Consider the following 23,143-nt stretch of genomic DNA (forward strand, 5'->3'; position numbering starts at 1 on the left):
TCGCGGTGCCAGCATCCGGACAGGACCGCAACGCCTCGGGCGCGATCGCCGCCCCCCATCCGCACAGCGAAAGGGCCACTGATGTCACAGCCCACCGACTCCGGCCGGACCGCGCTGCCACTGCACGACCGCCGGCACACCGGCCCGATCACCTACGACGCCCGGGACCCGGACACCGCGTTCGCACCGTTCACCCCCGTGCGCCCGCCCGAAGGCGCGCCCGATGTGCTCCTGGTCCTTCTCGACGACGTCGGATACGGCGCCTCCAGCGCGTTCGGCGGGCCGGTCCGCATGCCGACCGCCGAGCGGCTCGCCGCCGGGGGCCTGCGGTACACCCGGTTCCACACCACCGCCCTGTGCTCACCGACCCGGGCCGCCCTGCTGACCGGCCGCAACCATCACGCCGTCGGCATGGGCTCCATCGCCGAGGTGGCCACCGCCGCACCCGGCTACAACTCGGTGCGCCCCAACTCCTGCACGCCACTGCCCGAGACACTGCGCCTCAACGGCTACGTGACCGCTCAGTTCGGCAAGTGCCACGAGGTGCCGATGTGGGAGACCAGCCCGGCCGGCCCCTTCGACCGCTGGCCCACCGGCAGCGGCTTCCAGCACTTCTTCGGTTTCCTGGGCGGCGAGACCAACCAGTACTCGCCGGCCCTGTTCGAAGGCACCACGCCGGTGGAGCCGGACCGTACGCCGGAAGAGGGCTACCACTTCATGGAGGACGTCACCGACCGGGCCATCACCTGGACCCGCCGCCGGCACGCCCTTGCCCCCGAGCAGCCGATGCTCATGTACTTCGCGCCGGGCGCCACGCACGCCCCGCACCATGTGCCCAAGGAGTGGGCGGACCGGTACCGGGGCGAGTTCGACGAAGGCTGGGACGCGCTGCGCGAGCGTATTCTCGCGCGCCAGAAGGAGCTCGGGACGGTGGGCCCCGACACCGAACTGACGGAACGTCACGAAGTCATCCCCGCCTGGGAGGACACCGACCCCAGGATGCGCCCGGTGCTCGCCCGGCAGATGGAGGTCTACGCGGGCTTCCTGGAGTACGCCGACCACCACATCGGACGGCTCGTCGACACCCTCGACGAGCTGGGCCGACTCGAGAACACGATCATCTACTACATCATCGGCGACAACGGGGCCTCGGCCGAGGGCACCCTGCGGGGCACGTTCAACGAACTGCTCACCATCAACTACGCCAACGCGGCCGAGACCGACGAGTTCCTGATCGAGAACATCGACAAGTTCGGCGGTCCCGAGTCCTACAACCACTACGCCATGGGCTGGGCACACGCGATGTCCACGCCGTACCAGTGGACCAAGCAGGTCGCCTCTCACTGGGGCGGCACCCGCAATGGCACGGTCGTGCACTGGCCGCGCGGCATCTCCGCCGGCGGCTCGCTGCGCCACCAGTTCAGTCACGTCATCGACGTCGCCCCCACCGTCCTTGAAGCGGCCTCGCTTCCGGAGCCGATGGTCGTCAACGGCATCACCCAGGAGCCGATGCACGGCACCAGCATGCTGTACTCGTTCGGCGACGCCGACGCCCCGGAGCGGCACGAGACGCAGTACTTCGAGATGCTGTGCAACCGCGGCATCTACCACAAGGGCTGGTCGGCCGTCACCAAGCACAAGACGCCAGGCGTTCCCGCCCCGGGCGAGATCGGCAAGTCCTTCGACGACGACGTGTGGGAGCTGTACGACGGCAGCACCGACTGGTCCCAGGCCCACGACCTGTCGGCCGAACATCCGCAGAAGCTGCACGAGTTGCAACGGATGTTCCTGATCCAGGCCGCCCGCTTCGACGTACTCCCCCTCGACGACCGCACCGGCGAACGCTTCAACCCGGCGACGGCGGGCCGCCCGCAGCTGGTCAAGGGCACCTCGCAGACGCTGTATCCGGGCATGGTCCGGCTCACCGAGAACTCCGTGCTCAACACGAAGAACCGCTCGCACACGGTGACCGCGAGCGTCACCGTGCCCGAGGACGGCGGCTCGGGCACGGTCTTCGCGCAGGGCGGCAAATTCGGCGGCTGGACCCTCTACCTCTCGGGCGGACGACCGGTCTACTGCTACAACTACGTCGGCCTGGACCGTCGGCAGTTCCGCGCGGAGGAACCGCTCACGCCCGGACCCCACGAGCTGCGGGTGGAGTTCGCGTACGACGGCGGAGGGCTCGGCAAGGGAGCCGGTGTGGCCCTCCTCGTCGACGGCAAGGAGGTGGCCCAGGGCCGCCTCGAGCGCACGCACGGAATCATCTTCTCCTTCGACGAGAGCGCGGGGGTCGGCGTCGAGCACGGCACTCCGGTCAGCGACGAACTCCCGCTGGGCGAGAGCGCGTTCACCGGAGCGATCGACTGGGTGCGCCTGGACACCACCGACGGCCCCGAGATCAGCCACGCCGAACGGGTCCGGGTCGCCATGGCCAACCAGTGATCCGGTCCGCCCCCAGCCAGGAAGCGGCAGTACGTTGACCGAACTCAGCCTCGTTCCGCCGGGCAGCGCCACCCGTGGCATGGTGCGTGTGCCCGGCGGCACGTTCCTCATGGGTTCCCCGGACTTCTTCCCCGAGGAACAGCCGGTGCGGCCGGTGTCGGTCGACGGGTTCTGGATCGACCCGCACCCGGTGACCGTCGCCGAGTTCCGCCGGTTCGTCCGCGCCACCGGTCATGTGACCGTGGCCGAGCGGGAGTTGGACTCCGCCGACTACCCGGAGGCCGACCCGGCGGCTCTCGTGCCGGGCTCGCTGGTCTTCCGTATGACCGCGGGCCCCGTACCGCTGGACGACTGGCGGCGCTGGTGGACGTACGTCCCGGGAGCCGACTGGCGTCATCCGCTGGGGCCGGGCAGCACCCTGCACGGCCGGGAGCTGCACCCGGTCACCCACGTCGCCCACGCGGACGCCGCCGCGTACGCCTCCTGGGCGGGGAAGTCCCTGCCCACCGAGGCGGAGTGGGAGTTCGCCGCCCGTGGGGGCCTGGAGGGGGCGGCCTACACCTGGGGCGACGGTCCGCAGCCGCTGGGGCGCCGGTGGGCCAACACCTGGCACGGGGAGTTCCCCTGGCAGTTCCACCCCGACGGCCGGCGCTGCCCGGCACCGGGAACCACCCCCGTGCGCAGCTATCCGCCCAACGGGTACAGCCTGCACGACATGGCCGGGAACGTGTGGGAGTGGACGGAGGACTTCTACCGGGTGCACGGCGACGCGCCCGCGCCCTCCGCCTGCTGCGCGCCGCGCAACCCGACGGTTGACCGTCCGGACCAGGACGACGCCGGCGCCCGCTTCCCCCGCAGGGTGACCAAGGGCGGCTCCCACCTGTGCGCCCCCAACTACTGCCTGCGATACCGGCCCGCCGCCCGCCAGGGGCAGACCGAGGACACCGCGACCTGCCACCTCGGCTTCCGCTGCGTCGTCCGCTGACCTCCCGGCCACCCGACGGGACCTCCACCACCTCACATCGGAAACATCAAGGAGAACCCCCATGCGTGACGCTGTCATCGTCGATGCGGTCCGCACCGCGGTCGGACGGCGGGGCGGCTCGCTGTCCCAGGTCCATGCCGCCTCCCTGTCCGCTCACGTCCTGCGCGCGCTCGCCGAGCGCACCGGACTCGATCCGGCGCAGGTCGACGACGTGCTGTGGGGCTGCGTCGGCACCATCGGGATGCAGGCCGGATGCATCGGCCGCGCCTCCGTCCTGGCGGCGGGCTGGCCGGAGTCCGTTCCGGGCATGACCGTGGACCGGCAGTGCGGGTCATCCCAGCAGGCCGTCCATCTGGCCGCGGCGGGCGTGGTCTCGGGGCAGTACGAGATCGCGGTCGCCGGCGGCGTCGAGCTGATGAGCGCGGTCCCGCTCGGCTCACAGCGCGGGGACGGTTCGTACGGCGAGCCCTACGGCCCGGACGTCTGGGCTCGCTACGACGGCCTCAGGTTCAACCAGGGCACGGGCGCGCAGCTGATCGCCGACGAGTACCGGATCAGCCGGGCCGAGATGGACCAGCACGCCCTCGACTCGCATGGGCGCGCCGCCGCCGCGATCGACCAGGGACGGTTCGCCCGCCAGATCGCACCGTTCCCGCTGGAGGACGGGGGCGTCCTCGACACCGATGAGGGCGTTCGTCGAGGCTCCACATTGGACCAACTCGCGGGCCTGAAGCCCGCGTTCGCCCCGGACGGCGAGATCACCGCGGGCAACTCGTCCCAGATCTCCGACGGCGCCGCCGCCCTCCTGATCACCACCGGCGAGACCGCCGCGCGCAACGACTGGCGGCCACTGGCCCGCATCCACACGGCCGTGGTCGTGGGCACGGACCCGGTCACCATGCTCAAGGGACCGATCCCCGCCACGGCCAAGGCCCTGCGGCGTGCGGGACTGACCCTGGACGACATCGGCGCCTACGAGATCAATGAGGCGTTCGCGTCGGTGACGCTGGCCTGGCTCCGCGAGACCGGCGCCGACCCCGAGCGCATGAACCCGCTGGGCGGCGCGATGGCGATCGGTCACCCGGTGGGCGGCTCGGGCGCCCGCCTCATGACCACGCTCGCCCACCACATGAAGGACCGGGGTGTCCGCTACGGCCTCCAGTCCATGTGCGAGGGAGGCGGCATGGCCAACGCCACTGTGCTCGAACTGCTCTGACTCCCTCACACTTCGGCCCCCACCACTGAACACCAGCCTTCTGACCCGCCGCTGCCGCCGAGCCGGGTCGCGAACTCCAGAGGATCCGTCATGTACCTGACCCAGTCGCTGCACCACGCCGTCCAGTGGGCCCCGGACCGACCCGTGACCGTCTTCGGCGACCGGGTCCGCACCGCGCGCGAGAGCGCGGAGCGGGTGGCACGCCTCGCCGGGGGGCTGCGAGGGCTGGGCGTCGGTGCGGGAGAGCGGGTCGCGATCCTCTCGCCCAACTCGGACCGTTACCACGAACTGCTGTACGCCGTCTGGTGGCTGGGCGCGGTCGCCATCCCCGTGAACACGCGGTGGAGCGTCAAGGAGATCGGGTACTCACTGCAGGACTCCGGCGCCACCGCGCTGGCCCTGGACGCGTCGTTCGCCGCGATGCTGCCGGACCTGCGTGAGAAGTGCCCCACATTGCGGACGGTGGTCCACTGCGCCGAGAGCGGCAGCGCACCTCAAGACACGGTCGATTACGAGGAGTTGGCGACATCGGCGTCCCCGGTCGGAGACTGCCGGGCGGGCGGCGAGACGCTGGCGCTGCTGCTGTACACCGGCGGAACCACCGGTGTTCCCAAGGGGGTCATGGTCAGCCACCGGAACATGATGACCAACAGCATGGGCTCCCAGGTCGCCACGGGCGGATCGGTGCGCGGCGGGGTCAATCTGATCACCGCGCCGCTCTTCCACACCGGCGGCCTCTCCGGCTGGAACCGGCAGAACCTGGTCGGCGGGACCCATGTGTTCCTGCCCTCGTTCACCCCGACGGCGTTCCTGGAGGCGGTAGCCCGCCACCGGGTGACCACCGTTGCTCTCATCCCGACGATGATCCAGATGGTCTGCGACCATCCCGAGAGCACGAAGTTCGACCTCGGGTGCGTCCGCTCGCTCAGCTACGGCGGGTCCGCGATCAGCGAGGCGGTCATGAACCGGGCCCTGGACGTCTTCCCTCACGCCCGTCTCTCGCAGGCCTTCGGCATGACCGAAACCGGCGTCATCACGAACCTGCTGCACGAGGCCCACCTGGCCGGCGGCGCCCGCATGCGCTCGGCCGGGCAGGCAGCGCCCCACGCGGACGTGAAGATCGTCGACGCGGCGGGGGCGGCACAGCCTCCCGGCACGGTCGGCGAGATCGTGACCCGGGGCGACCACGTCATGCCGGGCTACTGGAACAAGCCCGTCGAGACCGGGCAGGCCCTGCGGGACGGCTGGATGCACACCGGCGACGCCGGCTACCTGGACGAGGGCGGGTTCCTCTACGTGGTGGACCGCATCAAGGACATGATCATCAGCGGCGGGGAGAACGTCTACTCCGCCGAGGTGGAGAACGCACTGGCCACCCACCCCGCCGTCGCGCTCTGCGCGGTGATCGGGGTGGACGACGACACGTGGGGCCAGCGCGTGCACGCGGTGGTGACCCTGCGCCCCGGCGCCACGGCCACGGACGATGAACTGCGCGCCCACACGAAGTCGCTGATCGCCGGCTACAAGGCCCCGCGCACCGTGGAGATCGCGGAAAGCCTGCCCCTCTCCTCCGCCGGCAAGATCCTCAAGCGCGAGCTGCGTGCGCGGGGCGACCAGTGAACACCGTCAGCCAGGCCGAATCGCACGAGCGACAGGTGGAAACCGTCATGACACAGGAAGCGCGCGCCATCGCCCGCGACGCGTACGTCTACGCGTACCCGCTGGTGCTGATGCACGTCACCCTGCACAGATTCACGAACTACGCGGAGCCCACCGGGCAGTTGACGCAGGCTCCGTGGAACCAGTTCAGCCATGCCCGGGAGTTCCCGTCCACGGACTACAAGGTGGTGGTCCGGCCCAATCTGGACACCCTCTACTCGGCCGCCAACCTGGACCTCGCCCCGGAGCCGGTCGTGCTCTCGCTCCCGGCGACCGACCGCTACTTCATGATGCCCCTGCTGAGCCTGTGGACGGACGTGTTCGCGGTGCCGGGCACCCGGGTCACCGGCCGTGGACGGGCAGCCGACTACCTGCTTGCGGGCCCGGACTGGCGGGGTGAGGTACCGGAGGGGCTGGAACTCATCCGCTGCCCCACCCGGTTCGTCGGCGTCGGCGGACGCACCCAGACCGACGGCACCGCCGACTACGCGAACGTGCACCGCGTCCAGAACAGCTACCTTCTGACACCACTGTCCGCCTGGGGCACGTCCGGATACATCCCGCCCAAGGGCGTCGTCGACCCCGCCATCGACATGACGCTCCCGCCGCCGGTGCAGGTGGCGCGGATGGACGCTGCCGCGTTCCTCGCCCGGTTCGCCGAGGCGGTCAAGGACAATCCTCCCGGGCCCTGTGACTACCCGATGGTGCAGCGGCTCGCCCGGATCGGCTTCACGGTGGGCGCCGACTTCGACCTCGGCGCGGTCGAGGACGGCCTGCGCCGGGAGATCGAAACAGGCATGACGGAGGGCAGGACCCTGGTGGAGCACCTGGGCCGGCAGGCCGCCGGAGCGCGGAGCGCCGGCTGGACCACTCCGCGGCAGGGCGGCTGCTACGGCGTGGACTACCGCCAGCGCGCGGCCGTCGCCTTCTACGGGCTCGGCATGAACAGACCCGAGGACGCCGTCTACCCCTCCGTGTCGAAGGACAGCGAGGGCCGGGATCTGTCCGGCGGGCATCGCTATGTGCTCCGGTTCGAGAAGGGGGCGTTCCCGCCCGTCGAGGCCTTCTGGTCGGTCACTGCGTACAACGCGGACGGCTACTTCATCCCCAACCCCATGGGCCGCCATCTCCTCCGCGACCGCGACGGCCTGGTGCTGGGCGCGGACGGATCGCTGGACCTGTACATCCAGGCCGAGATGCCGGAGCCGGGCCGCCCGGAGGCCAACTGGCTCCCGGTCGCGGCGGGAACGCCGTTCAACGTGATGCTGCGCCTGTTCTCACCGCTGGGCGAGGTACTCGATGGCACCTGGACACCACCGCCCGTCGTCCGGACCGATTGATCGAGGTACGCCGAAGGCCCCGGTGCACACCGCACCGGGGCCTCTCCGCTGCGCTCAGCCGTTCGGCACGAGCACGGCGCGCCCGCTGACCCCGCCCTTGCTCAGGCGCTCGTACACCTCGGGCGCCCGGTCGAGGCTGTAGGTCTCGACGTGCGCGTGCACCGCTCCGGCCCGGGCCAGCGCGAGGAGCTCGGCGAGCTCGCTGCGCGAGCCCCAGTAGGGCTGGGTGACGGAGACGTTGTAGGGCAGCCTGCCGAATCCCACCGGAAGCGCACCACCCCCCATCCCCACCACGCTGATGTCGCCGGCCATGGCAGCGGAGGCCGCGGCGGTCTCGGTGGTGGCCTGTGCCCCGACGAAGTCCAGCACCACCTCGGCGCCTACTTCTGCGGTCAATTCCCGTATGCAGGAGGCGGCTTGTCCGTCGGAGAGGACCACCTCGTGCGCTCCGACCTCGGCCGCCAGGTCCAGCTTCTCCTGGGAGACGTCGAGGGCCACGATCCGGGCCGGAGTCAGCGCCCGCAGCAGCTGGACCGCCATATGACCGAGCCCGCCCGCCCCGATGACGACACACGTACTCCCGGGCACGAGCTTGGGCAGGGACCGCTTGACGGCGCTGTACGGGGTGAGGCCCGCGTCCGTCAGCGGCACCGCCGCCACGGGGTCCAGTTCCCCGATCGGCATGAGGTGTCTGACGCTGTCCACGAGCAGGTACTCGGCCAGCGCCCCGGGGGCTCCGAGACCGGGCGGGAAGATGCCCAGGCGCCTGGCGTGGGGGCAGTTGTTCTCCCGGCCCACCGCGCACACCGCACACCGGCCGCAGCCCCAGGGGCCGTACACCGCGACGCGTTCACCGACGGCGACGCCCGTCGCGCCCTCGCCGAGGGCTGCCACCTCCCCGACGCCCTCGTGACCGAGGGTCAGCGGCAGCGGGAAGGGGACGGCGCTCTCGGGGAAGGACATCACGGCGAGGTCGGAATGACACACGCCTGCGGCCAGCACGCGCAGCAGGACCTGTCCGGGACCCGGCTGCGGCACAGGGATGTCCACGACCTCGGGGCCGCCGCCGAACTTGCGGTACTGCACAGCCTTCACAGGCTTCTCCTCATCTCCGGGCCCTCACCGAGGGCTTGACAGCAGGCACTGCATCACTAAAAAGTAAACAGTGAATCGGAATACAACTCCAGCCCTCCGTCAGCAAGAGATGGAGAATTTGCCGATAGACCGGCGCATGATGTCGAGGCCGGCAGTCGCGTCGACCTCCGTATGTATAAGTCGAATCCAGTGCATCGCCCCAGCGGTCCCGCCGATTCCCGCTGCCGGCCACTCCACAGACAGGACCTTCCATGACCAGTCACCACGCCGCCGACCACGCCCAGGAGTTCGCCGGCCGTACGGCGTTCATCACCGGCGGCGCGTCCGGCATCGGCCTGAGCATCGCCCACCGCCTCGCCGCGTCCGGCGCAGCCGTCGCGCTCGCCGACTTCGACCAGGAGGGCGCACAGAAGGCGGTCACCGCGATCGAAGCGGAAGGCGGTCGGGCGCTCGCCGTCGCCATGGACGTCACCGACCCCGACTCCGTGCGCGACGCCGTGGACGCCACGGTCTCCGCTCTCGGTGGCCTGCACCTCGCCGTGAACAACGCGGGCATCGGCACCACGTCCACCCCGCTCGCCGAGTTCTCGCTCGACGACTACCGCCGGACCGTCGCCACCAACCTGGACGGGGTCTTCTACTCGCTGCGGCACGAGCTCCCGGTGATGCTCAGCGCCGGCGGCGGCGCCATCGTCAACATCGCCTCGGTGCTCGGAACTCAGGGCTTCCCCGGTGCCGGCGCGTACGTCGCGGCGAAGCACGGCGTCGTCGGGCTGACCCGGACCGCCGCCGTCGAGTACGCGTCGAAGGGCATTCGGGTGAACGCCGTGTGCCCGGGGTTCATCGACACCCCCCTGCTGGCGGACGCGCCCGAGCAGGCCAGGGCCGCACTGGCGGCCCTGCACCCGGCCGGCCGGCTCGGCACCCCGCAGGAGGTGGCCGAGCTGGTGGCCTTCCTGCTCTCGGACCGCGCATCCTTCGTCCACGGAGGCTGCCACATGGCCGACGGGGCCTTCACCGCTCGCTGAGCCCCGCCCCGTATGGCTGACTACCCGTCAGCCCGCGGCGCCGGACGGATCCACGGCACGGACGGCCTCGGAATCCCGGGACCGCAGCCACAGGAACCGGCCTGCGCCGCCCGCGAGGGCGACCGGGATCAACAGGGTCAGACCGTTGACCAGGACGGAACGGGTTCCGGTCAGATAGCGGTAGTTGAACAGCACCAGGACCACCGCGATCCCCAGGCCCAGCGCAGCGAGTCCCGGCGCGACACCCGTACGCCACCAGTGCCGCCCGACGGGATCGCGGACGAAGAACACCACGACAGCGAGCGAGGCGCCCAGCAGCAGCACCATGATGCCGACCGTGCCCAGGCTGATCAGACTGACCGCCAGACTGCTGTAGGGGGCGAGTCCGAAGACGGCGAAGGCCCCGATCACGGCGGTGGCGAGGACCAGTTGCAGCGCGCTGGCCCGGTGGGGTGAGAGGAACTTGGGGTGCGTGGCCGCGAGCGCGCCGGGCAGCAGGCGCTCGCGGCCGAGCGCGAACAGGTAGCGGCTCGTGGCGTTGTGCAGGGCCAGGGCGGTGGCGAGCACGCTGGTGAGCAGGAGCAGGCCCATGACGGCGGTCAGCGCGGAGGACGTGTACTCGGTGTTGAGCTCGAAGAAGAGCTGGCCCTGGTCGGTACGGGCGCGGTCGCGTACCCCGGACGCGCCGATCCCACCGACGGCCAGCCAGCTGGTGAGGGCGTAGAAGACGGCGACCACGGCCACGGCCCAGTAGGAGGCACGCGCCACGGAGCGGGCGGGGTCACGGGCCTCGTCCGCGTACAGGGCCGCGGACTCGACCCCCGCGAAGGACGTGAAGGCGAAGGTCAGCGCGGCCCCGAGTCCGGTGCCCAGAGCGGTCCGCGGTTCGAACGACTCCAGGGGCAGCGCGGACGCGCCCCGTTCGACAGCGATGGCGGCGTCCAGGACCAGCAGGATCAGGATCTCGGCACACATCAAAACGCCCAGCACGCGCGCGGAGAGATCGATCTGGCGTCGTCCCAGAACGGCGGTGAGGACCAGGGCCGCGGCCGTGTACCAGTGCCAGCTCAGTCCCGGGACGTCAAGGATGAGATCGGCGAAGTAGCCGAAGACCGCGAACGCTCCGATCGTGACCGCGTTGTAGGAGAGCACGGCGAGCCAGGCGGCCGCGGCGCCCGCGACCGGGCCGAGCCCCGCGCGGATGTAGGCGTACAGTGCCCCGGCGTTGACGACCCGTCGGCTGATCGCCGCGTAACCCGCGACGAAACAGAACATGACGACGCCGGCGAGTACGTAGGCGGCGGGCATTCCGGGGCCGGTGCCGAGGGCGAAGCCGTACGGCACGGTGCCGACCATCGCGGCCATGGGCGCGGTGGCCGCGATCAGGAAGAAGACGATCTTGGTGGTGCCGAGTCCGCCTCTGGAGGCGAGCTGGTCGGACATGAGGGCTCCTTCGGGGGCACGTCAGCAGGCGGAGGTTCTGCCGGCCGCGGTGAGCGCGGTGCACACCTCGGTCGCGGCACGGTGACCGGAGCGCACGGCTCCGTCCATGTAGCCGTTCCAGACGGAGGCGCTCTCGGTGCCCGCCCAGTGGATGACGCCGACCGATTCGCGCAGCTGCGGCCCGTAGGCCGTCCATACGCCGGTTCCGAAGCGGCCGCCGTAGCAGCCGCCGCTGTACTGCTCGGCGCTCCAGTCCTTCTCCAGGTACTCGAGCGGTTCGGCCGCGTCGGGGCCGAAGAAGTCGACCAGACAGTCCAGGGCGATCTTCCGGCGCTCGTCACGGGTGAGCCGGCTGACCCGGCGGGCGTTCGCGCCCTCGAAGAAGCCGACGAGCACGCCCTGTTCGGAGCCGGACGGACCGTTGTCGAGGATGGTCGACAGAGGATGGTGGAGACTGCTCGCGTGGCCGGTCAGCCCGGCGTCCCGCCAGAACGGCCGCGCATAGCGCACGTTGACCTTGATGACCGATCCCATCGGTACCTGCTGCGTGAGCTGGTCCCGCAGAGCGGGCAACGCGGGGGTGTAACGGAGCCGGCCGGCGAGTGCGGGCGGCAGGCTCACCACCACCCGGTCCGCACGGACGGCACCTCCCTCGTAGTGCACCACGGCGCCGTCGGCGGTGTGCTCGACGGCATGGACCGGGGCCGACAGGCGGAGGGCCGGGCCGAGTGTCTCGGCCATCGCCTCCGACACCAGGTGTGATCCGCCGACGACGCGGGAGTCCTGGGCTCCGCCGGCGGTGCCGAGCAGCATGTCGATCATGCCGCCGGAGGCGACGTAGAAGAGGAAGTGCAGCAGCGACAGTTCGTGTGACTCGGCCGCGAACATCGCCGCCACGATGAGCCGCCAGAACTCCCGCGCCTCCTCGTCGGCGGTGGCCTGGTCGAGCCAGGAGTGCACGGTCATGGAGTCCCAGGCGGCGGCTTCCGGGGCGTCCCACGGCCGCTCGAGGTCCAGCGTGGCGGCCTTGGCCTCGATCTCGGCCTTGAGGCGGCCCACTTCGCGTGCCGACGCGCCGTCGAGCTTCGGCTGTTCCCCACCGAAGCGGCGGATCTCGCTGCGTCGCGCCAGGAGATCGTCCCCGGCGACGTACTGCGGGTGCGTCTTGAGCCCGTACCGGTCACAGAGGGCGAGCACCGCGGTCTGGCTGGGGCCGATCCACTGGCCGCCCATCTCGATGGTCTCTCCGTTGCCCATCACCTCGCCGGTGGTGCGGCCGCCCACCCGGTCGCGGGCTTCGAGGACGACGACCCGGTGGCCCTGGTCGGCCAGGTCCACGGCCGCGGTGAGGCCGGCGAGTCCGGCACCCACCACGGCGACATCGAAACGCTCCACGGTCACTCCATGCGTTTGTGGTCGAAAAGGTCGGGTCGAAAAGGTTGGTCGGACGGCTGAATTTCTCTGAGGCGGAGCCGGCGGCGACCTGGGCGGGCCCGGGGTCCCATGGCCGGCCGCCGGCTGGGCCGCCGGCTGGTCCGCCGGCTGGTCCGCCGGCTACTCCGTGAAGTCGGGCCTGGTGTCGGCCACCGGGGCCCAGTCGTCTCCGTAGAGCCTGCGGTAGAGCTCGGGGCGGACCACCGATCCCTTTGCCGTGCCGCCTTGCCACAGGTCGTGCCGGGGATCGCGGTAGCGGCCGTAGAAGGACTCGAGCCGTGCGTCGAGCTCGGCGACGACGCCCGCGTACCGGGGATCGGCGGCAACGTCGTGGTGCTGGCCGGGGTCTTCCTCCATGTCGAAGAGGACGGCCGGGCCGACTCCGGACAGCCTCTTCCAGTACGAGTACCGGGCTGTGCGGATGCCCCTGCTCTCCTCCTGCTCGAAGCAGACGGCGTCCGGCCACTCCCGGACCGTCCCGTTCCCGCGCAGCACACCGGCCAGGCTGTGTCCCGGCGTGCCCTCGAAGCGCACGTCGCCGAACCCCAGGTAGTCGGTCAGCGTCGGCGCCACGTCGTACTGGCCCACCAGCAGGTCGCTGACGACTCCGGCGGGGATGTGGCCGGGCCTGCGCACGACGAGGGGGATCCGCAGTCCTGCGTCGTAGAGGTGGGCGGGGAAGGTATTACTCGTATGGCCCCAAAGCCCGTGCTGGCCATAGAGGTTGGCCTGATCGGCGGTCACGACGACGACCGTGTTCTCCGCGAGCCCCCGCGCGTCGAGTGCGGCAAGGAGCCGGCCCACGGCATCGTCCACGAGGGACACCTGGGCGCAGACATTGGCCATGGTGGCCGGGTCGTTGTGCATCAGGGCCAGCGCCCGGGAGAACCTGCGCAGCCGCTCCGGCGTCTCCGCATCGCCGATCTGGTCCAGGAGGCCGGGGTGGATCGCCTCGCGCGGGAAGGAGGGCAGTTCACGGTCGGCGTACCGGCTGTAGAAAGGATTACGCGGATCAGGGCCGTAGTTGGTGGGTGGAAGCAGGTACGGAGCGTCGTAGTTGATGTTCAGGAAGAAGGGGCGGCCTGAGTCCACTTCGGAGAGGTAGTCCACGGCGCGGTCGGTGAAGAAGTCGACGATGTGGGTGCCGCTGACGGAGTACTCGCGCCCGTCCTCGATGACCCGGTTCTCGTAGAAGTCGTGGGTGTGCCCGAGCGCGAAGGCGAGCCAGCGGTCGAAGCCGGGCATCGGGGCGTCCGGCTGCCCCATGTGGTACTTGCCGATCAGCGCGGTGGCGTATCCGCGTCGCGCGAGGGTCGCGGGGAGGGTGCGGAACTCCCTCACCGCGCACCAGTCCTCGGGCCAGTCGGGCATGGCCGAGTCGTCGAGCCAGTTGTGCAGGCCGTGCTGGGAGGGCATCAGGCCGGTGAACAGGGTGGCGCGTCCCGGCGAGCACATTCCGTTCGAGGAGAACGCCCAGTTGAACCGGATTCCCTCGGCCGCCATCCGATCGATGTGCGGTGTGTGGACGTCGGCGTTCCCGTAGCAGCCGAGCAGCGTCGCCGGCTGGTTGTCGGCGGTGACGAGGACGACATTGGGTTGATCATTGCTCATGAGCTGTCCTTTCGCGTGCCCACACCGACGGAGGGCGTACGGGCCCCGGCCCGCCGTCGATCAGCAGAACGGACGTCCGGCGCGGGCGTACTTCGCCGCCGCGCGGTAGATGTTGATCGCCATCAGGCTGGTCTCGGCCTCGGCCCGGGTCTCGTAGACCTGGGCCGCGCCCTCGCGGACCCGCGGGTTGCCGGGATCCGCCTCGACGGCCCAGTCGGCCAGATGACAGGCCAGCCTCAGATCGCCTGCCGCCACCGCCGACTCGGCACGCGCCAGCACCGGCCCCGCTCCGCCGGCGAGCTCAAGCACCGCCTCCGCCACTGCGGACCGCGGGGCGGGCTTGAGCTCGCCGGGACGGCCGGAGTACCAGCCGCCGAAGTAGCGGATCACGTTCCGCACGATGAACTCGGCCTCGTCATAGATCGGTTGCAGCCACGGGGAGTCGGACGCGGGCGGCGCGACGCGGTGGACGATGTCGACGTGGGGCGGCGCGCCGTCGTTGAGGGCGGCCACCGTCTGCTCGACGATCGCGTCCAGGTAGTCGGCGGTCTCCAGGAGCAGCCGCTGAATGGTCCCGGGGTCGTCGATGATCGGCGCGCCGTGGCCGGGGCACATGGTGCGGGGCTGCTTGGCCGCCATCGCGCGGAGCGCGGCGGACCACTCCCAGGGATAGCGCTGGACCTTCTGCGGATTGCCGGCGTTGGGCACGGCCCAGATGACCAGGTCGCCCGGGCACAGCACACCGTGGTCGCGGTTGAACACCCACGTGTGGTCGTCCGTCTCGCCGCGGGCGTGGTGGAGTTCGAAGGTGAGGCCGCCGACCTCCAGGGTCAGCCCCTCGTCGTAGAAGGTGTCCGGTGCGATCGGGGGCCGGGTGTAGGTGAGCGCGGCGGACCGGTCGTTGGCGTCGATGTCGCCGACGAACTGCCGGTTGTTGATGGCGGTGTTGTAGCCGCCGGTGGCCTCGTAGCGGTCGAACCGGGCCTGCATCGCACGGTGGGCCACGACCCGCGGCCGTTGCTGTCCCTCGGCGAGGAAGGCCGGCAACCCGTAGGCGTGGTCGAGGTGGCCGTGGGTGTAGACGGCGGTGTGCACGGGCGCCGTCGTGTGGACGCGCAGCTTCTCCGCCATGACCGGTGCGGGTTGGCTGTGACCGCTGTCGACCAGGACGAGGCCCTCGGCGGTCTCGAACGCGGTCACACCGGAGCGCAGCGCCACGTACCAGGTGTTCGGGGCCACTTCGACGGGCCCGCCGGACCAGAAGAACCTCTCTCCCTGCTCGGCGTCGTGCGGATAGGGGTTCACGTACTCGCGGACGCTCGTGTCCACCATGGCGGGTCTCCTCACAGCGTTGGGCATGGCTCTGGCGACGAGATGAAGGGGTAGGACATACACGCGTCAGGCGCGGGCGGGGGCCTCGGCCGGCAGGTGGACCGTCTTGATCTCGGTGTAGGCGGCCAGCCCCTCCGCGCCGAGTTCGCGGCCCAGGCCCGACTCCTTGAAGCCGCCGAAGGTGCCGAGCGGGTCCAGGCGGGCGCAGTTGACGCCCAGCGTGCCGGAACGGATCTGACGGGCGACGCGGAGCGCGCGCTCCTCGTCGGCCGAGAAGACGGTCCCCGCGAGTCCGTAGTCGGAGTCGTTCGCCAGGCGCACCGCCTCCTCCTCGTCCTCGTCCTCGAACGGGATCAGCACGACGACCGGACCGAATATCTCCTCACGCGCGATCCGCATGGTGTTGTCCCCGCCGAAGAGGGTCGGCTCGACGAAACAGCCCTGTTCGAGCCCGGCCGGCACACCCCCGCCGCTGAGCAGTTCCGCTCCCTCCTCCCGTCCGATGCGGATGTAGTCGAGCACTCGTTGCTGCTGACGCCTGCTCACCAGCGGACCCACCTGTGTGTCCGGGTCGTGCTGCGGGCCGGTCCTGAGCGCGGAGACCGCCTTGACCAGGGCGGCGGCGATCTCGTCGTAGCGGCTGCGGGCGACCAGCACACGCGTCAGCGCCACGCAGATCTGTCCGTTGTTGACGAAGCTGCGCGAGAGGACGGTCTGTACGACGGTCTCCAGGTCGGCGTCCTCCAGGACGACCGCGGCCGACTTGCCGCCCAGTTCAAGGGTGACCCTGGCGAGCCTGGCGGCGGCCACTTCCATGATCCTCTTGCCGGCCGGGACGGAGCCGGTGAAGCTCACCTTGTCCACTCCGGGGTGGGCCACCAGGTACTCGCTGACCTCACGGTCGGCGGGCAGGATGCTGAGCACTCCCTTGGGCAGCCCGGCCGCGGCGGCGATCTCGGCCAGGACGAAGGAGTCCAGCGGAGTCTCCGGAGAAGGCTTGAGCACGACCGGGCACCCGGCCAGCAACGCGGGGGCCAGCTTGGACACGGCCGCGAAGAGCGGCACGTTCCACGGCACCACGGCCGCGACCACGCCGACGGGCTCGTGCACCTGGACGAACGGGCCGAACATGCCCTGTTTGCGCTCCTCGAACGGGAACTGGCGGGCGGTCGCCACCGCGGCACTCACCACGGCGCTCGCCACGAGGGCCTGTCCCGGCACGGCCCAGGTGACGGGGCAGCCGTTCTGTTCCGAGATGAGCGCGGCCAGTTCTGCGTGACGGGCGGTGATGCCCTCGCCGATCCGCTCCACCACGGCGATGCGTTCCTCCAGTGGCAGGAGCGGCCACGGGCCGGCGTCGAAGGCCTCGCGGGCGGCGGCGACGGCGCGGTCGACGTCGTCCCGGGAGGCGTGCGGGACCCGGCCCACGACCTCCCCGGTGAGCGGGGAGACGACCTCGATGACCTCGGTTCCGGCAGGGGCCTGCCAGGTGCCGCCGATGAACAGCCGGTCGTGCTCGCGTAGTTCGGCCACGGGGAACTCCTTCGATCTCGCGCGGGACAGCACGGGATTCGTGCTGCTGATGGGGACAGTTGATGGTGGTCCGGCGGTCGGGCAGCCGGGCGGTCCGGCGGTCGGGTCAGGCAGCGTGCGGCTCAGCCGGCGGCGGCCACCAGGGCACGCAGTTCGGTTTTCAGCACCTTTCCGGTGGCCGACAGCGGCAGCGCGGGGACGGTGCGCAGTTCGCGGATGCGCTGATACGGCGCGACGCGCGCCGCCACGAAATCCATGAGGTCCCCAGGACAGGCCACTGCCCCCTCACGCAGTACGACGAAGGCGAAGGGGATCTCGCCGACGCCCTCCCTCGGGGCTCCGACGACGGAGACCTGGGCGACGTCAGGGTGGGCGGCGAGGACTTCCTCCAGGTGCTGCGCGTACACGTTGTAGCCCTTGTAGATCAGCATGTCCTTGGAGCGGCCGGCCAGGAACAGGAAGCCCCGGTCGTCGAGGCGTCCCAGGTCACCGGTGTGCAGCCAGCCCTCTCGGAACTGCTGCTCCGTCAGTTCGGGTGCGCCGTGGTAACCGTCGGCGATCTGCGGGCCGCGAGCCCAGATCTCGCCGATCTCGCCGGCCGGCAGGACGCGGTCACCGTCCGCGGAGCGGATCTGGATCTCGGTGTCGAAGACGGGAAGGCCGACGCTGCCGCGCGGGTTCTCCTCCGGCTGGTCGAGCAGGGTGGAGACCAGGCTGCCGGTGGCCTCGCTGAGCCCGTATCCCTCGCCGACCACCGCGTGCGGGAAGACCTGGCGCAGCCGCTCCAGGGCCGTCGTGTCGAGCGGGGCTCCGCCGCTGTACGTCGCCCGGACGGAACCCAGGTCGTAGGACGACTCCCCGGCCGCGCGCAGCAGGGCGTGGTAGAAGGCGGGTGCGCCGACGACGTAGGTGGCTCGGTGCCGTTCGACGGCGGCGAGATAGTCGTGGGCCTGGAACCGGCCCGGAAGGACGACGGTGACGCCGGTCAGAATGTTCATCGCGTGAGAGACCAGGGCCAGGCCGTGGAACATCGGGGCGACGGTGACCACGACACCGCCGCACGGGCGGAGCGGGAACGTGTCGAGGCCGGTGGCCGCTGGTTCGAGACGGAGTCGGCCCGCGGCGTCGGTGCGGGGAAGATGCCCGGTGCGCCAGGCGGACTGCTGGAGCACGTGCGCAAGCAGGTTGCGGTGCAGCACCCGTACGCCCTTGGCCCGGCCGGTCGTGCCTCCGGTGAGCTGGAGGTGCGCCAGTGCGTCCGGGGACACCGGAGGGCCGCTCAATGGCGCGGCGGCGGCGAGCTGTTCGAGACCGGTGAGGGTGGTGGGTGGCGTGCCGTCGGCCGGTGCGGCGGCGGTGGCAGGTGCGCACACCATGAGGCGCAGGCCGGTTGTGCCGGCCGCCGCCAGTGCGGGGAAGCAACTGGCGTGGGTGACGGCGGCGGTGGCTCCGAGCTCCCGCAGCTGAACCGCGAGGGCGGCCGGGGGCTGGGCCGGGTTGAGCGGTGCGGCGGCTGCGCCACAGGTCACCACCGCGTAGTAACTGATGGGGTACCACAGCGAGTTCGGCATGTGGAGGGCGACGATGTCGCCTGGGCCGATGCCACGCTCACGCAGCCCTCCCGCGACCCGGTGGACCAGGTCGGCGAACGCGGCGTAACTCAGTGACTGTTCGCCGTCGACGAGCGCGGTCCGCTCCGGGTAGAGCCGGGCCGCCGCCTCGACGAGGGCATCGAGGCCCGCCTCGGGATACTCCAGCGATCGCGGCATGTGCGCCGGCCATACCTCGGCCATGGGACAACCTCTCTCTCACGATCGGGTGGGTGCGGTACCGGTCACGCGGCCCGCGCCCGGGTGGGGGTCAGGCCACGCTGTCGGCCGCGGCCCGCCCGGCCCAGGGACGGTCGATCTTGCCGCTGGGCGTGCGACGGACCTGGTCCACGCGCACGACGGCCTTGGGCAGCTTGTAGCGGGCGATTCGGCGGGCCGCCGCCTCGCGGAGCTCCTCGTCGGTGACCTGGACTCCGTCGACGAGGGACACCAGCGCGACGACCTCCTGCCCCCAGCGCTCGCTGTGTCGTCCGGCCACCGCGACGTCCTTGACGGCCGGGTGGGTCAGCAGGGCCTCCTCGACCTCCTCGGCGAAGACCTTCTCGCCGCCGGTGTTGATGGTGGTGGAGTCCCGGCCGAGCACCTCGATCAGCCCGTCGGCCCGCAGCCTCGCCCGGTCGCCGGGGACGGACCAGCGGACCCCTGCCACGGAGGCGAAGGTGGCCCGGGTCTTCTCCTCGTCACCGAGGTAACCCAGCGGAATGCTTCCGGCGACGGCGAACCAGCCGGGCTCGGTGTGCCCGGGTCGTTCGATCCGGGTCCGCGCCTCGTCGAGGACCTCGACGTTCGCCCCGGGGCGGCGGGCGAACACGCCGGCGTCGAGGCGGTCGCGGTCGCTCTCGTCGGCCCGCTGCAGCGCGCCGCCGGTCTCGGAGGCGCCGAGCAGTTCATGCAGGACGACCCGGGGCAGGCGCTCGGCGACTCCGTCCTTGCTCCGCTGCGTCATCGGGGCGCCCCCGGACATGAGGATGCGCAGGCTGGAGGTGTCGTAGTCGTGAGCGGCCAGTTCCCGTAGCAGCGGCCGGGCGAAGGCCTCGCCGACGATCATCATGGAATTGATCCGCTCGCGCTCGATGGTGCGGCAGACGTCGGCGGCGTCGAACTGCCCGTCGACCCGGCTGAAGACGACGGTGTCCGCGTACAGGAGCGCGCTGAAGGAGTTGAGGCTCGCAGCGCCGTGCATCATCGGTGCGCACACGAGGATCCGGCTGCCGCGGCGCTGGGCGGCGTGGGCGGCCACCTCCTCGGCGCCGGCCGTCCCGGTGCGGTGACTCCCGCGTGCCAGCGCGCTCAGGAACAGGTCGGACTGGCGCCACAGCACGCCCTTGGGCATGCCGGTGGTCCCGCCGGTGTACAGGAGGTTGATGTCGTCCGGCTGTTGATCGGCGGGGATCGCCGCGGGGTCCGCGTCCTCCAGGGCCGCCGAGTAGTCAAGCGCCCCTGGGAGCAGTGGCGTACCGGAGGCGTCGGCGATCTGGATCAGCAGCGGCTGCCGCTTCAGGCGCGGCAGCACCTCGGCGATCTTCGGTGCGAAGCGCGCCTGGTAGACGACGGCTGCCGCCTCCGCGTCGTTCAGCACATACTCCAGCTCGTCGGCCACGTAGGAGTAGTTGATGTTGAAGGGGGCCGCCCGGGCCGCGAAGGCGCCGAACATGCCGACCAGGTACTCCGGGCAGTTGTGCATGAGCAGCCCGATCCGGTCCTGTCCGATCTCCCAGGGCTGGAGCGCGTCGCGTTCCGCCCGGCAGCCGAGCCCGTGCGCCCCGAGCACGTGTGCCAGGCGCGCCGACTGGTCCGCCAGTCGCCCATATGTGAAAACACGTTCGCCTTGAATCACTGCGGAACGTTCGGGAAGCGCCTCAGATACCCGCTGGAAAATGCGCCAAAGGTTGAGCTCCATGACGCGCATCCTGCACCCAACCCTGTCGATAAGTAAAGACTCAATCCGCGATCAAGTGTTTACTTATTTGAGTCGGGCCGCCAGACTGTGGGTATCGAGAGGACGACTCCGGCGACGAACGGCCATTCACCTGCGGCCCTGTCGGCGGGGCGCAGACAGCCCCATCGGGCGGACAGGGAGCAGGATCCGTGAGCACACAGGGCCGCACACGGGCGGACACACACCTGAGCGAGGACCGGCTGGCGATCCGGACACTGGCGCGCGAGTTCACGGCCAGGGAAGTGCTGCCGGTCGCGAACGAGCTCGATCCCGTCCAGGGCGAGATCCCCATGGAACTGCGGGACAAGATGGCCGGCCTCGGCTTCTTCGGCATCTTGATCCCGGAGGCGTACGGCGGACTGGGCCTCGGCGTCTTCGAATACGCCCTCGTGGTCGAGGAGCTGGCCCGCGGCTGGATGAGCGTCGCCAGCCTGGTCGCGCGCGGCCAGCAGTTCACCCACGGCCTCGACGAGGCCCAGCGCGCCGCCTACCTGCCGATGATGGCCAGGGGCGAGTTCCTCTCCGCCTTCGCTCTGTCGGAGGCGGAGGCGGGCTCGGACGTGGCGAGCATGCGCTGTCGGGCAGAACGCGACGGCGACGGCTGGCGGATCCACGGCCAGAAGATGTGGTGCACCTTCGCGGACGGCTCGGACTACCTTCAGGTCTTCGCCCGCACCCGCCCGATGGCCGCCGACCCCAAACGCCGCTCCGAAGGCATCAGCTGTTTCCTCATGCCCAAGCCCCGCGGCACGCTCCCCCAGGGCGTGACCGGCACACCGGTCCGCAAGATCGGCTACCACGGGTGGAAGACCTGGGAGCTCTCCTTCGACGGCGCCCGCGTCGAGCCCGGGATGATGTTGGGCGAGGAGGGCAAGGGGTTCCGGATCGCGATGGCGGACCTCGACATCGCCCGCGTGCACACCGCTGCCCGCGCGATCGGCCTGGCCCGCGGGGCCCTCGAGGACTCGATCGCCTACGCCGGGACCCGGGTGCAGTTCGGCCGGCCCATCGCGGACAAGCAGGCCATCCGCTTCAAGATCGCCGACATGGCCACCCGGATCGAGGCCGCCCGCGCCCTGATGTACCAGGTCTGCGCCGAGATCGACGGCGGACGACGGAGCAGCGTCAAGGCGTCCATGGTCAAGCAGCACGCCACCGAGATGGCCGAGTGGGTCACGAGCGAGGGCATCCAGATCCATGGCGGAGCCGGCTACACGACCGACTTCGCGGTCGAGCGCTACTGGCGCGACGCCCGCCTGACCAAGATCTTCGAAGGAACCTCGGAGATCCAGCTGAAGATCATCTCGGATGAACTGCTCGGCCGCTGAGCCGGCCGGCGACCGGTCCGCCGAACCAACCCGCCGTCAATTCAAGGAAGTTGAGTGCATGACCAGTCCCGTCAACCGTCTGCGTCCGCGCCGTTCGTGTCTCGCGGTACCGGGTTCGAACCCCCGCTTCCTGGAGAAGGCCCAGGGCCTGCCCGCCGACCAGGTGTTCCTGGACCTGGAGGACGCCTGCGCGCCGCTCGCCAAGCCGGAAGCGCGGCACACCATCGTCAAGTTCCTCAACGAGGGTGACTGGACGGGCAAGACCCGCGTCGTGCGCGTCAACGACTGGACCACCGAGTGGACGTACCGCGACGTCGTCACGGTCGTCGAGGGCGCGGGCCACAACCTCGACTGCATCATGCTGCCGAAGGTCCAGGACGCCCAGCAGATCGTCGCGCTCGACCTGCTGCTCACGCAGATCGAGAAGACGATGGGCTTCGAGACCGGCAAGCTCGGCATCGAGGCGCAGATCGAGAACGCGCAGGGCCTCAACAACGTCAACGCGATCGCGCAGGCCTCGCCGCGCGTCGAGACGATCATCTTCGGCCCGGCCGACTTCATGGCCTCCATCAACATGAAGTCCCTGGTCGTCGGCGAGCAGCCGCCCGGCTACGACGCCGACGCCTACCACTACATCCTGATGAAGATCCTGATGGCCGCCCGCGCCAACAACCTCCAGGCGATCGACGGCCCCTACCTCCAGATCAAGAACGTCGACGGCTACCGCGAGGTCGCCCAGCGTGCCGCCGCCCTCGGCTTCGACGGCAAGTGGGTCCTGCACCCCGGCCAGGTCGAGGCCGCCAACGAGGTCTTCTCCCCCTCCCAGGAGGACTTCGACCACGCCGAGCTGATCCTGGACGCCTACGACTACTGCACGTCCGAGGCCGGCGGCAGGAAGGGCTCGGCGATGCTGGGCGACGAGATGATCGACGAGGCCAGCCGCAAGATGGCCCTCGTCATCTCCGGCAAGGGACGCACCGCGGGCATGCAGCGCACCTCCAAGTTCGAAGCCCCGGAGGCCTGAGCACCATGCAGTTCGGACGCACCTACGAAGAGTTCGAGGTCGGCGCGGTCTACAAGCACTGGCCCGGAAAGACCGTCACCGAGTACGACGACCACCTCTTCTGTCTCCTGACGATGAACCACCA

16 protein-coding genes and 1 pseudogene are annotated in these 23,143 nt (G+C 70.6%); 9 read left to right on the forward strand and 8 right to left on the reverse strand.

Going from position 1 to position 23,143, the window contains the following annotated elements:
* The first annotated feature begins 81 nt into the window (after positions 1-81).
* The 5 genes from AC07EJ_RS30240 to AC07EJ_RS30260 all read left to right on the forward strand — a co-directional run bounded on the left by AC07EJ_RS30240 (position 82) and on the right by AC07EJ_RS30260 (position 7,642).
* Positions 82-2,442, forward strand: a complete 2,361-nt coding sequence (locus AC07EJ_RS30240) for an arylsulfatase (RefSeq protein WP_478885462.1) — start codon at positions 82-84, stop codon at positions 2,440-2,442.
* A 34-nt stretch (positions 2,443-2,476) separates the two neighbouring features.
* On the forward strand, positions 2,477-3,427 hold the full coding sequence (locus AC07EJ_RS30245) for a formylglycine-generating enzyme family protein (protein ID WP_478885463.1): 951 nt from the start codon (positions 2,477-2,479) through the stop codon (positions 3,425-3,427).
* Positions 3,428-3,488: 61 nt separating this feature from the next.
* Positions 3,489-4,643 carry a thiolase family protein gene (locus AC07EJ_RS30250; RefSeq protein ID WP_478885464.1) on the forward strand — a complete coding sequence of 385 codons (1,155 nt, stop codon included), beginning with the start codon at positions 3,489-3,491 and terminating at the stop codon, positions 4,641-4,643.
* Between the two features lie 90 nt (positions 4,644-4,733).
* A complete protein-coding gene (locus AC07EJ_RS30255) occupies positions 4,734-6,263 on the forward strand; it encodes an acyl-CoA synthetase (protein ID WP_478885465.1) in 1,530 nt (509 codons plus the stop codon).
* Between the two features lie 47 nt (positions 6,264-6,310).
* Positions 6,311-7,642: a DUF1254 domain-containing protein gene (locus AC07EJ_RS30260; protein WP_478885466.1), complete on the forward strand. Its 1,332-nt coding sequence runs from the start codon at positions 6,311-6,313 to the stop codon at positions 7,640-7,642.
* 54 nt (positions 7,643-7,696) lie between these two features.
* Here the strand turns inward: AC07EJ_RS30260 and AC07EJ_RS30265 are convergent, their stop codons facing one another.
* Positions 7,697-8,737, reverse strand: coding sequence for an NAD(P)-dependent alcohol dehydrogenase (locus AC07EJ_RS30265; RefSeq protein WP_478885467.1), 1,041 nt, complete (start codon positions 8,735-8,737; stop codon positions 7,697-7,699).
* A 251-nt stretch (positions 8,738-8,988) separates the two neighbouring features.
* Between AC07EJ_RS30265 and AC07EJ_RS30270 the strand changes: the two genes are divergently transcribed.
* Positions 8,989-9,765 carry an SDR family NAD(P)-dependent oxidoreductase gene (locus tag AC07EJ_RS30270; RefSeq protein WP_393588964.1) on the forward strand — a complete coding sequence of 259 codons (777 nt, stop codon included), beginning with the start codon at positions 8,989-8,991 and terminating at the stop codon, positions 9,763-9,765.
* 27 nt (positions 9,766-9,792) lie between these two features.
* On the opposite strand, the gene AC07EJ_RS30275 is transcribed toward AC07EJ_RS30270, so the two are convergent.
* The 7 genes from AC07EJ_RS30275 to AC07EJ_RS30305 all read right to left on the reverse strand — a co-directional run bounded on the left by AC07EJ_RS30275 (position 9,793) and on the right by AC07EJ_RS30305 (position 20,637).
* Positions 9,793-11,208 carry an APC family permease gene (locus AC07EJ_RS30275; protein WP_478885468.1) on the reverse strand — a complete coding sequence of 472 codons (1,416 nt, stop codon included), beginning with the start codon at positions 11,206-11,208 and terminating at the stop codon, positions 9,793-9,795.
* A gap of 21 nt (positions 11,209-11,229) precedes the next feature.
* Entirely contained in the window at positions 11,230-12,603 is a 1,374-nt protein-coding gene (locus tag AC07EJ_RS30280; protein WP_478885469.1) for a flavin monoamine oxidase family protein, read from the reverse strand.
* Positions 12,604-12,762: 159 nt separating this feature from the next.
* Complete coding sequence (locus AC07EJ_RS30285; protein WP_478885470.1) at positions 12,763-14,253, reverse strand: sulfatase family protein; 1,491 nt, start codon at positions 14,251-14,253, stop codon at positions 12,763-12,765.
* Positions 14,254-14,313: 60 nt separating this feature from the next.
* Complete coding sequence (locus AC07EJ_RS30290) at positions 14,314-15,585, reverse strand: alkyl sulfatase dimerization domain-containing protein (protein WP_393588966.1); 1,272 nt, start codon at positions 15,583-15,585, stop codon at positions 14,314-14,316.
* Positions 15,586-15,651: 66 nt separating this feature from the next.
* Positions 15,652-17,118, reverse strand: a complete 1,467-nt coding sequence (locus tag AC07EJ_RS30295; RefSeq protein WP_393588967.1) for an aldehyde dehydrogenase — start codon at positions 17,116-17,118, stop codon at positions 15,652-15,654.
* A gap of 122 nt (positions 17,119-17,240) precedes the next feature.
* Positions 17,241-18,911, reverse strand: a complete 1,671-nt coding sequence (locus AC07EJ_RS30300; RefSeq protein WP_393588969.1) for a class I adenylate-forming enzyme family protein — start codon at positions 18,909-18,911, stop codon at positions 17,241-17,243.
* Between the two features lie 67 nt (positions 18,912-18,978).
* Positions 18,979-20,637, reverse strand: a complete 1,659-nt coding sequence (locus AC07EJ_RS30305; RefSeq protein ID WP_478885471.1) for an AMP-binding protein — start codon at positions 20,635-20,637, stop codon at positions 18,979-18,981.
* A gap of 179 nt (positions 20,638-20,816) precedes the next feature.
* Between AC07EJ_RS30305 and AC07EJ_RS30310 the strand changes: the two genes are divergently transcribed.
* The 3 genes and pseudogenes from AC07EJ_RS30310 to AC07EJ_RS30320 all read left to right on the forward strand — a co-directional run.
* Positions 20,817-21,995 (forward strand): acyl-CoA dehydrogenase family protein, encoded by a 1,179-nt coding sequence (locus AC07EJ_RS30310; protein WP_478885472.1) that lies wholly within the window; start codon positions 20,817-20,819, stop codon positions 21,993-21,995.
* 58 nt (positions 21,996-22,053) lie between these two features.
* Positions 22,054-23,019, forward strand: coding sequence for an HpcH/HpaI aldolase/citrate lyase family protein (locus tag AC07EJ_RS30315; RefSeq protein ID WP_478885473.1), 966 nt, complete (start codon positions 22,054-22,056; stop codon positions 23,017-23,019).
* Positions 23,020-23,024: 5 nt separating this feature from the next.
* Positions 23,025-23,143: pseudogene (locus AC07EJ_RS30320) on the forward strand (MaoC family dehydratase); the annotation flags it as partial.

This window comes from Streptomyces sp. NPDC045026, from assembly GCF_056432625.1.

Coding starts and splice junctions, on each gene's coding strand:
- AC07EJ_RS30260 (WP_478885466.1), top strand. CDS start 6,311: ATGACACAGGAAGCGCGCGCCATCGCCCGCGACGCGTACGTCTACGCG.
- AC07EJ_RS30300 (WP_393588969.1), bottom strand. CDS start 18,911: ATGGCCGAGGTATGGCCGGCGCACATGCCGCGATCGCTGGAGTATCCC.
- AC07EJ_RS30285 (WP_478885470.1), bottom strand. CDS start 14,253: ATGAGCAATGATCAACCCAATGTCGTCCTCGTCACCGCCGACAACCAG.
- AC07EJ_RS30240 (WP_478885462.1), top strand. CDS start 82: ATGTCACAGCCCACCGACTCCGGCCGGACCGCGCTGCCACTGCACGAC.
- AC07EJ_RS30290 (WP_393588966.1), bottom strand. CDS start 15,585: ATGGTGGACACGAGCGTCCGCGAGTACGTGAACCCCTATCCGCACGAC.
- AC07EJ_RS30250 (WP_478885464.1), top strand. CDS start 3,489: ATGCGTGACGCTGTCATCGTCGATGCGGTCCGCACCGCGGTCGGACGG.
- AC07EJ_RS30270 (WP_393588964.1), top strand. CDS start 8,989: ATGACCAGTCACCACGCCGCCGACCACGCCCAGGAGTTCGCCGGCCGT.
- AC07EJ_RS30275 (WP_478885468.1), bottom strand. CDS start 11,208: ATGTCCGACCAGCTCGCCTCCAGAGGCGGACTCGGCACCACCAAGATC.
- AC07EJ_RS30305 (WP_478885471.1), bottom strand. CDS start 20,637: ATGCGCGTCATGGAGCTCAACCTTTGGCGCATTTTCCAGCGGGTATCT.
- AC07EJ_RS30255 (WP_478885465.1), top strand. CDS start 4,734: ATGTACCTGACCCAGTCGCTGCACCACGCCGTCCAGTGGGCCCCGGAC.
- AC07EJ_RS30315 (WP_478885473.1), top strand. CDS start 22,054: ATGACCAGTCCCGTCAACCGTCTGCGTCCGCGCCGTTCGTGTCTCGCG.